The 15531-nt window shown below is 36.3% G+C and carries 6 protein-coding genes; 4 read left to right on the top strand and 2 right to left on the bottom strand.

Going from position 1 to position 15531, the window contains the following annotated elements:
• Nucleotides 1–57: 57 nt before the first annotated feature.
• From rpoB to F1003_RS07655, 3 genes are all read left to right on the top strand, one after another.
• Nucleotides 58–3870, top strand: coding sequence for a DNA-directed RNA polymerase subunit beta (rpoB, locus tag F1003_RS07645; RefSeq protein ID WP_155088603.1), 3813 nt, complete (start codon nt 58–60; stop codon nt 3868–3870).
• A 96-nt stretch (nt 3871–3966) separates the two neighbouring features.
• Nucleotides 3967–8268 carry a DNA-directed RNA polymerase subunit beta' gene (gene rpoC / locus F1003_RS07650; RefSeq protein WP_155088604.1) on the top strand — a complete coding sequence of 1434 codons (4302 nt, stop codon included), beginning with the start codon at nt 3967–3969 and terminating at the stop codon, nt 8266–8268.
• Between the two features lie 231 nt (nt 8269–8499).
• Nucleotides 8500–8817: a DUF3467 domain-containing protein gene (locus F1003_RS07655; protein WP_155088605.1), complete on the top strand. Its 318-nt coding sequence runs from the start codon at nt 8500–8502 to the stop codon at nt 8815–8817.
• 341 nt (nt 8818–9158) lie between these two features.
• Here F1003_RS07655 and F1003_RS07660 read toward each other — a convergent pair whose 3' ends face one another.
• Complete coding sequence (locus F1003_RS07660) at nt 9159–9389, bottom strand: (4Fe-4S)-binding protein (protein ID WP_155088606.1); 231 nt, start codon at nt 9387–9389, stop codon at nt 9159–9161.
• 140 nt (nt 9390–9529) lie between these two features.
• Nucleotides 9530–11119, bottom strand: coding sequence for a peptide chain release factor 3 (locus tag F1003_RS07665; RefSeq protein WP_155088607.1), 1590 nt, complete (start codon nt 11117–11119; stop codon nt 9530–9532).
• A gap of 447 nt (nt 11120–11566) precedes the next feature.
• Here F1003_RS07665 and F1003_RS07670 point away from each other — a divergent pair.
• A partial coding sequence (locus tag F1003_RS07670; RefSeq protein ID WP_155088608.1) for an Ig-like domain-containing protein occupies nt 11567–15531 on the top strand: 3965 nt, incomplete at its 3' end.

Raw genomic sequence — 15531 nt, forward strand, 5'->3', positions numbered from 1 at the left:
TGTATATAAACGTTATATACACTTTATAGTTTTTATTTAATAAAATCTCGTTCATCAATGTTAGCAAAAAAGGCTGAAAGAATTAATTTCTCTTCTATTGTAAATAGAACAGATTACCCAGACTTTTTGGATATTCAAATTAAATCCTTCCAGGATTTTTTCCAATTAGAAACAAAGTCAGAAGAAAGAGGAAATGAAGGGCTGTACAATACCTTCATGGAGAACTTCCCAATTACAGACACACGTAATCAATTCGTATTAGAATTTTTAGATTACTTCATTGATCCGCCAAGATATACTATCGAAGAATGTATTGAAAGAGGATTAACATACAGTGTGCCTTTAAAAGCAAGATTGAAATTGTATTGTACGGATCCTGAGCATGAGGATTTCGAAACAATCGTTCAAGATGTATATTTAGGTACCATTCCATATATGACACCAAGTGGTACATTTTGTATCAATGGTGCAGAACGTGTAGTTGTATCTCAATTGCACAGATCACCTGGTGTATTCTTTAGCCAGTCGTTCCATGCTAATGGAACAAAATTATATTCTGCAAGAGTTATTCCTTTTAAGGGATCTTGGATAGAATTTGCTACAGATATCAATAGCGTAATGTATGCTTATATTGATAGAAAGAAAAAATTACCGGTTACAACACTTTTCCGTGCTATCGGATTTGAACGAGATAAAGATATTTTAGAGATTTTTGACCTTGCAGAAGAGGTGAAGGTTTCAAAATCTGGATTAAAGAAAGTTATCGGTCGTAAACTTGCTGCACGTGTGCTTAACACTTGGCACGAGGATTTCGTTGATGAAGATACTGGTGAAGTTGTATCTATTGAGCGTAACGAGATTGTATTAGATCGTGACACTATAATCGATAAGGAGAATATTGAAGAAATCCTTGAGGCTGAAGTAAAAACCATTCTTTTACACAAAGAAAGTGCTCAGCAAGGAGATTACGCAATCATACATAACACATTACAGAAGGATCCAACAAACTCTGAAAAAGAAGCTGTTGAGCATATCTACCGTCAATTGCGTAATGCAGAGCCGCCAGATGAGGAAACAGCTCGTGGTATAATTGACAAGTTATTCTTCTCTGACCAACGTTACTCTTTAGGTGAAGTAGGTCGTTATAGAATGAACAAAAAATTAGGATTAGATATCGGAATGGATAAGCAAGTGCTTACCAAAGAAGATATCATTACCATTATTAAATATTTAATTGAGCTTATCAACTCTAAAGCAGAGATTGATGATATCGATCACTTATCTAACCGTCGTGTACGTACAGTAGGTGAGCAGTTATCTACGCAATTTGGTGTTGGTTTGGCTCGTATGGCTCGTACTATTCGTGAGCGTATGAACGTTCGTGATAACGAAGTATTTACACCGATAGATTTAATTAACGCTAAGACATTGTCTTCGGTAATTAATTCCTTCTTCGGTACAAACCAGTTATCTCAATTTATGGATCAAACCAATCCTTTGGCGGAGATTACGCATAAGCGTCGTTTATCTGCATTAGGACCTGGTGGTTTATCGAGAGAGAGAGCAGGTTTCGAGGTACGTGATGTTCACTATACTCACTACGGACGTTTATGTCCTATTGAAACACCAGAAGGACCAAACATTGGATTAATATCTTCATTGTCTGTTTTCGCAAAGGTGAATTCAATGGGATTCATTGAAACTCCATATAGAAAAGTTGATAACGGTGTCGTTGATATTAAAAACACACCAACATATTTAAGTGCTGAGGAAGAGGAGGAGCAAATGATAGCTCAAGCAACTGTAGAGGTTGATGGCAAAGGAAAGATTCAGCATGATAAAGTAATTGCACGTCAAGAAGGTGATTTCCCTGTAATTGAGCCAACAAATGTTAATTACACAGATGTTGCACCTAACCAGATTGCATCGATATCGGCATCGTTGATTCCATTCTTGGAGCATGATGATGCCAACCGTGCATTGATGGGATCTAACATGATGCGTCAGGCCGTTCCACTATTGCGTCCAGAAGCACCAATCGTTGGTACAGGTTTAGAGCGTCAGGTAGCATCAGATTCTAGAGTATTGATAAATGCTGAAGGAGAAGGTGTTGTAGAATATGTTGATGCAGATAAAATCATCATCAAATACAAGCGTACTGAGGAGGAAGCCATGGTAAGTTTCGATAGCGACACTAAAGAATATCCTTTAGTTAAGTTTAGAAAAACAAACCAAGGAACTTCTATTAACTTAAAGCCTATCGTTGAGAAAGGTGATAAAGTTGCTAAAGGTCAAGTACTTTGCGAAGGTTATGCGACTCAAAATGGTGAATTAGCTTTAGGTAGAAATATGAAAGTAGCCTTTATGCCTTGGAAAGGGTATAACTTTGAGGATGCGATTGTAATTTCAGAAAAAGTAGTACGTGACGATATCTTTACATCTATCCATATCGATGAGTATTCATTAGAAGTTAGAGATACAAAGTTGGGTAATGAAGAGTTGACCAATGATATTCCTAACGTTTCTGAAGAAGCCACTAAGGATTTAGATGAACATGGTATGATTCGCATTGGTGCTGAGATCAAACCAGGCGATATCTTAATAGGTAAGATTACTCCAAAAGGTGAATCAGATCCAACTCCAGAAGAAAAATTACTGAGAGCAATTTTCGGTGATAAAGCAGGTGATGTAAAAGATGCATCTTTAAAAGCATCTCCATCACTGAATGGAGTTGTAATAGATAAAAAATTATTTGCCAGAGCAGTAAAAGATAAGAGAAAGAGAGCTCAAGATAAAGAAGATATCGAGAAATTAGAAGATGCTTACGATAAGCGTTTTGATGATTTACAGTCTATTTTAGTTGAAAAACTATTTGCTATTGTAAATGGTAAAACAGCACAAGGTATCTATAATGATCTTGGTGAGGAAATCATTCCAAAAGGTAAAAAGTACACCTTAAAAATGTTGAATGCTGTAGATGATTACACGCACTTAACATCTGGAAAGTGGACCACTGATGATAAAACAAACGAACTTGTAGCAGACTTAATCCACAACTATAAGATTAAGGAAAATGACCTTCAAGGGTCATTAAGACGTGAGAAGTTTACCATCTCTGTTGGTGATGAATTACCAGCAGGTATCATTAAGCTTGCTAAAGTTTACATCGCTAAAAAGCGAAAGCTTAAAGTAGGTGATAAGATGGCAGGTCGTCACGGTAACAAAGGTATCGTTGCACGTATCGTTCGTCAAGAGGATATGCCATTCTTGGAAGATGGAACTCCAGTAGATATCGTATTGAATCCATTAGGCGTACCATCTCGTATGAATATTGGTCAGATTTATGAAACCGTATTGGGATGGGCTGGTAAAGATCTTGGTAAAACGTATGCAACACCAATTTTTGATGGGGCTACGCTAGACCAAATCAATGAATATACAGATGAAGCTGGTATCCCAAGATTTGGTCATACATATCTTTATGATGGTGGTACAGGAGATCGTTTTGATCAACCGGCAACAGTTGGTGTCATCTATATGATTAAACTGGGCCACATGATTGACGATAAGATGCACGCACGTTCTATAGGACCTTATTCATTAATTACACAACAGCCATTAGGTGGTAAAGCACAATTTGGTGGTCAGCGTTTTGGTGAGATGGAGGTTTGGGCACTTGAGGCTTATGGAGCATCAAGTACGTTACGTGAAATCTTAACTGTAAAATCAGATGACGTTATAGGTAGAGCAAAAACTTACGAAGCTATCGTTAAGGGAGAGCCAATGCCAGAACCAGGACTACCAGAATCGTTCAACGTACTTATGCACGAATTGAAAGGTTTAGGATTAGATATTAGATTAGAAGAATAAATTAGGTCGGCAGTAAGCAGTCGTCAGTAGGCAGTATTATACTGCATTTTTAGAACGACTGAGGACTGCAAACTGCAAACTGAAGACTATAAAAAAATGGCAAGAAGACAAGATAAGAATACAGTACAGAAGTTTAACAAAATTTCTATCGGTTTAGCATCACCTGAATCTGTTTTAGCAGCATCTCGTGGTGAAGTATTAAAGCCAGAAACTATTAATTATCGAACTCACAAACCAGAACGTGATGGTTTGTTCTGTGAGCGTATTTTTGGTCCTGTAAAGGATTTTGAGTGTGCTTGTGGTAAATATAAAAGAATTCGCTACAAAGGTATTGTTTGTGACCGTTGTGGTGTAGAAGTAACAGAAAAGAAAGTACGTAGAGATAGAGTAGGTCACATCAACTTAGTGGTGCCTGTTGCTCATATCTGGTATTTCCGTTCGTTACCAAACAAAATTGGTTACTTATTAGGATTACCTTCTAAGAAATTAGATATGATCATCTATTACGAGCGTTATGTGGTTATTCAACCAGGTACTGCTGTAAATGCTGAAGGAGAACCAGTTCAAAAAATGGATTTCTTAACGGAAGAAGAATACTTAAACATTCTTGAAACACTTCCACAAGAAAACCAATATTTGGAAGATTCAGACCCAAACAAGTTTATCGCTAAAATGGGAGCTGAGTGTTTAATTGAATTATTATCTCGTATTGATTTAGATCAATTGTCATATGATTTAAGACACAAAGCAAATAATGAAACTTCTAAGCAACGTAAAACTGAAGCATTAAAGCGTCTTCAAGTTGTTGAAGCGTTTAGAGAGTCTAACGAGAATAGAGAGAACAGACCAGAGTGGATGATCATGAAGGCTGTGCCTGTAATTCCACCAGAATTAAGACCTTTAGTACCTTTAGATGGTGGTCGTTTTGCAACATCAGATTTAAATGATTTGTATCGTCGTGTAATTATCCGTAACAACCGTCTTAAAAGATTGGTTGAGATAAAAGCACCAGAGGTGATTTTACGTAATGAAAAGCGTATGTTACAAGAATCAGTAGATTCATTATTTGATAACACACGTAAGTCATCAGCAGTAAAAACAGATTCTAACAGACCACTTAAATCGTTATCAGATTCACTTAAAGGTAAGCAAGGACGTTTCCGTCAGAACTTACTTGGTAAGCGTGTTGATTACTCTGCACGTTCGGTAATTGTTGTTGGACCAGAATTAAAGTTATTTGAATGTGGATTGCCAAAAAATATGGCAGCAGAGCTTTATAAGCCTTTCATCATTAGAAAATTAATTGAAAGAGGTATTGTAAAGACAGTAAAATCTGCAAAGAAAATTATAGACAGAAAAGAGCCTGTAGTTTGGGATATCTTAGAGAATGTTCTTAAAGGACATCCAGTATTACTAAACCGTGCTCCTACATTACACAGACTTGGTATTCAGGCATTCCAGCCTAAACTTATCGAAGGTAAGGCAATCCAGTTACACCCATTAGTGTGTACTGCATTTAATGCCGATTTCGATGGTGACCAAATGGCTGTGCATTTACCGTTAGGACCAGAGGCAATTTTAGAAGCACAACTTTTAATGTTAGCTTCTCATAACATATTGAACCCAGCAAATGGTTCGCCTGTAACAGTTCCTTCTCAGGATATGGTACTTGGTCTTTATTATATGACTAAGCTACGTAAGACTGATAAGGATTATACGGTTAAAGGTGAGGGTCTAACATTCTATTCTCCAGAAGAAGTAACTATTGCTTACAACGAGAAAAAAGTAGACCTTAACGCTGGTATTAAAGTAAGAACTAAAGACTTCAATGAAGAGGGTGAATTAACAACTCAAATTATTGAAACAACTGTTGGTCGTGTACTTTTCAACGAAAAAGTACCTGAAGCAGCTGGATACATTAATGAGGTATTAACCAAAAAATCGTTAAGAGATATTATTGGTAATATTCTTAAAGTAACTTCTGTTCCTGAAACAGCGGAATTCTTAGATGAGATTAAGACATTAGGATATAAGTTTGCATTCCAAGGTGGATTATCATTTAGTTTAGGTGATATTATCATACCACAAGAAAAGCAAACAATGATTGATTCTGCAAACAAGCAGGTTGATGGTATTATGGGTAACTATAACATGGGACTTATTACCAACAATGAACGTTATAACCAAGTTATTGATATTTGGACATCGACAAATGCTGAATTGACAGAATTATCCATGAAGCGTATTCGTGAGGATCAGCAAGGGTTTAACTCGGTGTTTATGATGCTAGACTCTGGTGCTCGTGGATCTAAGGAGCAGATTCGTCAGTTAACTGGTATGCGTGGTTTAATGGCTAAGCCTAAAAAATCGAATGCTGGTGGTGGCGAGATTATTGAAAACCCGATTTTATCTAACTTTAAGGAAGGACTTTCAATTTTAGAATACTTTATTTCTACTCACGGTGCTCGTAAAGGTCTTGCAGATACGGCTCTTAAAACGGCGGATGCTGGTTACTTAACGCGTCGTCTAGTAGATGTTTCACAAGATGTCATCGTTTACGAAGAGGATTGTGGTACATTAAGAGGTATTGAGGTTTCTGCACTTAAGAAAAATGAAGAAATCGTTGAAACTCTAGAAGCTAGAATAGTTGGTAGAACATCGTTAAATGATGTTTATGACCCACTAACAGAAGAGCTGATTGTTGAAGCTGGTGGACATATCAATGATGTCATCGCTAAGCGAATAGGTAATTCAGCTGTAGAATCTATTGAGGTTCGTTCGCCATTAACATGTGAGGCTAAGAAAGGTATCTGTGTAAATTGTTATGGACGTAATCTTGCTACAGGTAAGATGGTACAACGTGGTGAAGCTGTTGGTGTAGTTGCTGCACAATCTATTGGTGAACCAGGAACACAGTTAACGCTACGTACATTCCACGTAGGTGGTATTGCAGGTAACATTTCTGAAGAGAATAAATTGACTGTTAAGTTTGATGGTATTGCTGAAATAGAAGATTTAAAAACTGTTAAGTCTAAAGATAATGATGGTAACGAAGTAGATGTTGTAATCTCTAGAACTTCAGAACTGAAACTTGTAGATGCCAAGACAGGTATTGTTTTAAGTACCAACAATATTCCTTATGGTTCTCACATATTTGTGAAGCCAGGAGCTAAAGTGAAAAAAGGAGATGTAATCTGTCAATGGGATCCTTACAACGGTGTAATTATTTCAGAATTTGCCGGTAAGGTGAGATATGAAAACATTGAGCAAGGTGTAACCTATCAGGTAGAGATTGATGAACAAACAGGTTTCCAGGAGAAAGTAATTTCAGAATCTAGAAACAAGAAGTTGATTCCAACGTTATTGATTGAAGATAAGAAAGGAGAAACTATACGTTCTTACAATTTACCAGTTGGTGCACATATTATGATCGATGATGGAGATAAAATTGACATCGGTAAGATTTTAGTAAAGATTCCTCGTAAATCTGCAAAAGCAGGTGATATTACTGGTGGTCTTCCACGTGTAACGGAATTGTTTGAAGCTCGTAACCCTTCAAATCCTGCTGTAGTTAGTGAGATTGACGGTGTGGTATCATTCGGTAAGATTAAACGAGGTAATCGTGAAATCATTATAGAGTCTAAACTAGGAGAAATAAAGAAATACTTGGTGAAATTATCTAATCAAATTCTTGTACAAGAAAATGATTATGTAAAAGCAGGTATGCCTTTATCTGATGGCTCAATAACACCTAACGATATATTAAACATTAAAGGCCCGTCTGCGGTTCAGCAATATTTAGTGAACGAAGTTCAAGAAGTTTATCGTTTACAAGGTGTAAAAATTAATGATAAACATTTCGAGGTAGTTGTAAGACAGATGATGCGTAAAGTTAGAATTATAGATTCTGGTGATACCATCTTCTTAGAAAATCAACTTGTACATAAATCAGATTTCATTGAAGAAAACGATAAAATTTTCGGTATGAAAGTGGTGGAAGAAGCAGGTGATTCTGAGAATTTAAAATCTGGTCAGATTATTTCTGTAAGACAACTTAGAGATGAAAACTCAATCCTAAGAAGAGAAGATAAGAATCTTGTAACGGCTAGAGACGCACAACCTGCAACAGCTACGCCAATATTACAAGGTATTACAAGAGCGTCATTACAAACCAAATCGTTTATATCTGCGGCATCGTTCCAAGAAACAACTAAAGTTCTTAACGAAGCAGCGGTAAATGGCAAGGTAGATACTCTTGAAGGACTTAAGGAAAATGTTATTGTAGGACATAGAATACCTGCTGGTACAGGTGTTAGAGAATATGATAGCATTATTGTAGGTTCTAAAGAAGAGTTTGATGAAATGATGAAAGCTAAGGAAGAGATGAACTTTAATTAAAAGAGACTCTGACTTTACGAGCCGAAGGCGAAGTAAAGTCTGTTAGTCCAATTTATCCTGAACTAGTTTCAGGATCTCATTAATTCAGAACTAAAATATAAAAGCCTTCATTCTTTAAAGATTGAAGGCTTTTTAGTTTAACTTCCCTGTTAGGTTTCAAAAACCTGATAGGTATTAAATAAATAAAATAATAAGATTCCCATTTTCATGGGAATGAAAAATAAATTTTCAATGGCAGAAGAAAAAAAGAATCCTAAAAAAGGACAGATAAACATAGAGTTAGATGAGAAGGTAGCTGAGGGTACGTACTCTAACTTAGCTATAATCAACCATTCGGTTTCAGAATTTGTAGTTGATTTTGTAAGTATAATGCCAGGTACTCCGAAGAGTAAGGTTAAATCTCGAATTATATTAACACCACAACATGCAAAGCGCTTATTAAAAGCACTAGGAGATAATGTAAAACGTTTTGAGAAGGCCCATGGTGAAATCAAAGATTACGAGCAACCACCGATTCCCTTGAATTTCGGACCTACTGGTCAGGCATAAAGCATAAAGGAATTGGTTGTTGCTCGACATTTTTTCAGAGAGCAACCACCGATTCCCTTGAATTTCGGACCTACTGGTCAAGCGTAAGATTATAAAATTAAAAACTAACTATTTTTAAAATAGATAATAAATTTATATTTAATAGTTTTTGTCAATTAGAATTGATTTACTTTAAGTGCGTTTTAAAGTGTTTTTAAAATCACTATTTATGATTGTAAGTTTTGTATGAATTTATAGCCTTAAAATGCTTAAAATAAATTTTAATATAAAATTGAGGACTCTATCAACTAAAAAGCCCTTTGAATTAAATTCAAAGGGCTTTTTAGTTGCTTCAATTTTTTTTAAGCAACCTTCTTTTTGTTTAAATGATACTTTAAAGCACCCGATGGACATTTATCAATCTGACAAATGATGGCATCTGTATTAGCACCATCTAAATCAATCCACGGAATAACAGAGTTTCTAAATACTTCAGAGAGTTGTAAAAGGCAAATGCCTGCATTTGCACAACAATTGGGTTGGTAAGTAACGGTAATGTCTTCGTTACTGAAAACGTTTGCATTTATATCCATAATAAGTAGATTAGTTTGGGGTTAATCTTAAATTAAAGTAAATATTGCATTTCAAGAGTAATCAAAATATCGATAAAAAACAAATAACCTCGACTAAATACTGTTTTTTTAACATCCATTCGATGAAATGCATAGATGTTTTATTCAAACTCTGAGGTCATATGAAAGGTAATACTCGGATATTTTTGTTGGGTCATTTGCAATGAAAACATTGAATCCGCTAAAAATACTAACTGATTTTGCTTGTCTCTTGCTAAGTAACGTTGCTTTACTCTTAGGAATTCCTTAAATTCCTCACTTTTTTCATTATCCGTTTGTACCCAACAGGCTTTATGTACGTTTAGGTTTTCATAAGTACATTTGGCACCATACTCATGCTCAAGTCTATATTGAATGACTTCATATTGAAGCGCACCAACAGTACCTATAACCTTTCTTCCATTATAATCTAAGGTAAATAATTGGGCTACACCTTCGTCCATTAATTGATCTATACCTTTGTAAAGCTGCTTTGCTTTCATTGGGTCAGCATTATTGATATATCTAAAGTGCTCAGGTGAAAAACTAGGGACACCTTTGTAATTAATGATTTCCCCTTCGGTGAGTGTATCTCCAATTTTAAAATTACCTGTGTCTTGTAAACCCACAATATCTCCAGGATAAGAGATATCTACAATTTCTTTTTTCTCGGCAAAGAAAGCATTTGGACTCGAAAATTTAAGTTTCTTGTTGTGTCTAACATGTAAGTATGGAGTATTTCGTTTAAATTCTCCTGAAACAATTTTAACAAATGCTAACCGATTTCTATGGTTAGGGTCCATATTCGCATGAATCTTAAACACAAACCCTGTAAATTTGTCTTCCTCGGGCTTAATTAACCGTTCTTCACTTTGTTTAGGTCTTGGTTTTGGTGCAATTTCCACAAAGCAATCCAATAACTCTCTAACCCCAAAGTTGTTTAAGGCAGACCCAAAAAAAACGGGTTGTAAGTCACCGTTCAAATATTGTTCTTTATTGAATTTTGGATAAATACCTTTAACAAGTTCTATCTCATCTCTTAATGTGTTTGCAGCTTTATCTCCAATTAGTGTATTAAGGTCTGAAGAAGTTATATCATTAACCTCAATGGTTTCTTCAATATCTTTTCTGCTATTTCCGCTAAATAAATTGATGTTATTTTCCCATATATTATATATACCCTTAAAATCGTAACCCATACCAATAGGAAAACTAAGCGGTGTTACCCTTAAACCTAGTTTTTGTTCAACCTCATCCAAAAGATCAAAAGCATCTTTACCTTCACGATCTAGCTTGTTAATGAAGACTATCATCGGTATGTTTCGCATACGACAAACTTCAACCAGTTTTTCGGTTTGTTCCTCTACACCCTTGGCAACATCAATGACTACGATAACGCTGTCTACTGCAGTTAAGGTTCTAAATGTATCTTCGGCAAAATCTTTGTGTCCTGGAGTATCAAGGATGTTAATCTTTATACCGTCATACTCAAATGCTAATACAGAAGTAGCAACAGAAATACCACGCTGACGCTCAATTTCCATAAAATCGCTCGTGGCACCCTTTTTTATCTTATTGCTTTTTACAGCACCTGCTTCTTGTATGGCGCCACCAAATAGTAGTAATTTTTCGGTAAGGGTTGTTTTACCAGCATCAGGATGGGATATAATTCCAAAGGTACGTCGTCTATTTATTTCTTTAATAAAACTCATATTGTCTAATTGAAGGCGGCTGCAAATATACTATGATTATTATATTAATTTTTTTTTATTAAAAACCAATATGGATATAATTACGTAAGAATAAAAAAAAGATTTAAATCTTTTTCTTAATTTTACCTTAAGAAAATTTTAAGAGAATTTTTCTTACTAACGGAAGTTGATTAATAGCAAATCTCTTCTCATAATTTTTATAAAACATTGTTTAAAAGACCATTAAGTCTACTGATATTTTTTGACTTATGCTTAAATATTGCATAGGGTAAAATGATAGAGAAGTGCCTTATTAATGAAATTATATAATAAGATGTTCATTTTTATAACGAATGATCTTACATAAAATTTGTTTTTTACACTTTATCGAATATATTTGCACTTTATCGACAAGTATGACTTGTTGTTTATAAATAAAATTGAATTATACATCAACTATATAACACTATGAAAATCTCTACTCGATTCTCAAACCTAAAAAACACTGGTTTTTTATTTCTACTAATAGGATTATTATCATTTAATGTTGGTCGAGGGCAATCAATTGCAGCAACAGATGGTGGCTCGCCATGCTCAAATTGTGCACCTCCTGGTTGGGTTGATGCTACAGGAACACCTGATGTTTCCAGTTCTACCCAAGCTGCAGCACCTCCGTTGACAGGAGGTGGTGCTACGTGGAATGTGCCTGGTAATGTCTTGCCATTACCTCCAAATAATCATGGAGATTGGATTTCACTAAGAGATTTAGGGCCTTCATTTACCGAGGAGATTGTTTCAACCACGATGACTGGTTTAACGGTTGGAAGAGATTATGAAGTAGTTTTATACACTTTATCTGCATTAACCTTGAATGATGGAAATAATGGTGATTATTATGCAGGAACTTACATAGATCTATTTAGATATAGGCTAGGGTCTAACCCAATTCAGGTATTAAGCAGTATAAGCCAAGATGTTTGGGGGATTAACAAGTTTAGATTTACGGCAACAGCAACAACAGAAACATTACAATTATTGCCAGGTCAAAATGGTGCCGGGCAACCGAGAATTAACTACGAGACGATTCAGATTTCAATAAGTCTTAATGCCATAAACACGGCTCCTGTAGCTGATAATAATTCTGATACTACACCTTTCAATACAGCCACTACATTTAATGTTACTAGTACCGATGTAGATTTTGACGGAAATATAGATGACTCATCGGTTGATCTAGATGTTTCCACATTAGGTATTCAAAGCTCAATAACTACAGCTGAAGGAGATTGGTCGGTTGATGTAAATGGTAATGTAACGTTTACTCCGACAACAGGATTCTCTGGAGTAGCAAACTTAGATTATACTGTACAAGATGATTATGTATTGGATGGCCTACCTCAACCCGCTACATCAAATCAAGCAACATTGACTGTTACGGTTAATCCATTACCACCATGTAATATTACTGATATAAGTTCATCTAATATTGATACGTGTAACGACAATGGCACTCCTAGTGATATAACCGACGATACATTTACTGCTGATATAACAATTACTTTTTCCGGTGCACCAGCGACAGGAACTTTAGATCTTTCAGGTGATGGAACTGCATCAGTGTCTGTAGTTGGATTGACTTCACCACATACTTTTGTGGATGTAGTGTTACCAGCAGATGGTGAAGCTATAGATTTAACAGCAACATTCTCAGATGATGTTTCCTGTACATTAAATAATTCTAATGTGACTACTGCACCATTTGAGTGTAGTGATGATGCTTGCCCGGATGCAATCCCTACAGGTAGTCCAACAGCACCACTAGCATCTGGAGATGTTACATTCAATATCACAGGTATTGGTGGTACGGCCGGAGCATTTTTAAATTCTATAAGTGTTTCTGGTGAACCAAATCCTTTTACAGGTATTTATGAGCCATCTACTGTAGAATACCAATTTACTTTCCCAGCACAGACAAATCAATACATGTATGATATGGGAGTTCTAGGCTCTAATATCAATGATAATCCAGATATATTTAATGCAGAATTATTAGAATCATATTCTAATAAAGAATTAACGAATTATTTTTCTGCAGACAATGGAGTGGCTCCAGGAATTACTCCTGCAGATTTTATGTTGATTAGGTATGATGCACCAATTACAGCTGCAGCCAATAGATATATGGTTGCTACTGAAAGAGGTGGAAACATTTCATATAGAATTCAGGCTCTAGATGCTGCCGGCAACCCAATCGGAACAGAAAGAACAACATCAGTAGCAACTTATATTGATACAGGTGTACAGGTAGACCCTACCAATTTCCCAGGTGAAAATGCTGAAGCAAGTATTTATCCTCTAACAGCATTTGTACCATCAGGAAGTGATATTTATGGTTTTAGAATTAGATTTAGAAATTCATCATCAGGTGATGCAGGAGATGGAAAAGTATTCGTTTTATATGACCCTGCGTTTTTAACGCCTCCACCAACAATTGAGGCAACAACAAGTGCGGTTCAACCAACATGCCCAACAAATTTGGGATCGATAACTATTGATGCCACAGATAATGGAGGCGGAACAATAGAATATAGTGTTAATGGTGCTGCAGGACCGTGGCAAATATCAAATGTATTTAACAATCTAACTCCAGGAACATATACTCCAGCAGTAAGATATCAATCTACGCCAACTTGTTTGGCTGAGTCTATTAATCCTATTACACTGGAGGACTCAGGATTTAATATAACTGCAATAACAGCATCAGATATAACCGCTTGTAACAATAATGGAACACCAAGTGACATTTCTGATGACACGTTTACAGCTGATATTACAGTAACTTTTGATGGGTCTCCAGGTACTGGTACTTTAGATTTAACAGGTGATGGTTCAGCATCAGTTTCAGCAGTAGGATTAACATCACCTCATACATTTAATGATATTGTTTTTTCGGCTAATGGCAATGATGTTTCTTTAACAGCAGCATTTTCAGATGCTCCAACATGTACATTTACAGATACTGCTGTTTTCACGGCACCAACAGAATGTAGCGATGATGCTTGTAATGATGCGATTCCGACAGGCAATCCAACAGCGCCATTGGCGTCAGGTGATGTAACTTTTGATATAACAGGGACAGGAGGTGCTGCTGGCGCAGTATTGAATTCGGTCACCGTAACTGGTGAGCCAAACCCTTTCTCAGGTTTTTATGTGCCTTCTACAGTAAATTATTCGTTTGCAAATCCAGCTGCTGCAAATCAATATATATATGACATGGGTACTTTAGGTGCCAATATTACTGATGGACCAGCGATATTTGATCCAGAACTATTAGATGCCTATAGAGATAGAGATTTAACGAATTACTTATCTACAGATAACAATATTGACCCAGTTGATTTTGTTGACTTTATGTACGATGCTCCAATTGCAGCTGCAGCTAATAGGTATATGGTAGCCTCAGAACGTAATGGTAATAATTCATACAGAATTCAGGCATTAGATGCAACAGGAAACCCTATAGGTACATTAGTTGTTACTTCTACGGGTACTTATATGGATACTGGCATTCAAGTAGATGCGGCCAACTTCCCTGGTCAAAATATTGAAATGAGTATATACCCATTAACCGCTTTTGTAACATCAGGAACTGATATATACGGATTTAGAATTAGATTTAGAAACTCATCTTCAGGTGATGGAGGAGACGGTAAGGTATTTGTGATGTATGATCCAGCATTTTTAATTCCTCCACCTACAATAGAACCTACAACTAGTGCTGTACAACCAACATGCCCAGATAATGAAGGATCAATAACAATTGACGCAACAGATAATGGAGGAGGAACAATTGAGTATAGTATTAATGGTGCTGCAGGGCCTTGGCAAACATCAAATGTTTTTAATAATTTACCTCCAAATATATATACGCCTGCAGTAAGATACCAATCAACACCAGCATGTTTAGCCGTTTCAAATAACGCTATAACATTAAATAGTAATGTTTGTCCGGTTATCGCTATAGAGAAGACCAGTAGTTTAGACCTAGGAGTTGATGGAGTAGCCAGTGTAGGAGATATCATTACTTACACCTATACAGTCACCAACACAGGTAACACGACCTTATTTGATGTTAGTGTCACAGAAGACGCAGCGGACTTTACAGGAACGGGTACCTTACCAACACCGACCTATGTCAGTGGAGGAACGGACGAAGACGGAGAAGCCGACCTGGAAGATATGGTAGTAGGTAGTGGAACGATAGTTTACACAGCGACCTATGCGATCACCCAGGCTGATATCGATGCAGGTATCGTAACGAATCAGGCGATAGCCGATAGTGATGACCCAAGCGGCAATCCAGTAACGGACGATAGTGATGATCCAGCAGATCCAACCGGAACGGACGATCCAACAGATACGACGATTCCACA

This window comes from Winogradskyella ouciana, assembly GCF_009709615.1.
Taxonomy (GTDB): domain Bacteria; phylum Bacteroidota; class Bacteroidia; order Flavobacteriales; family Flavobacteriaceae; genus Winogradskyella; species Winogradskyella ouciana.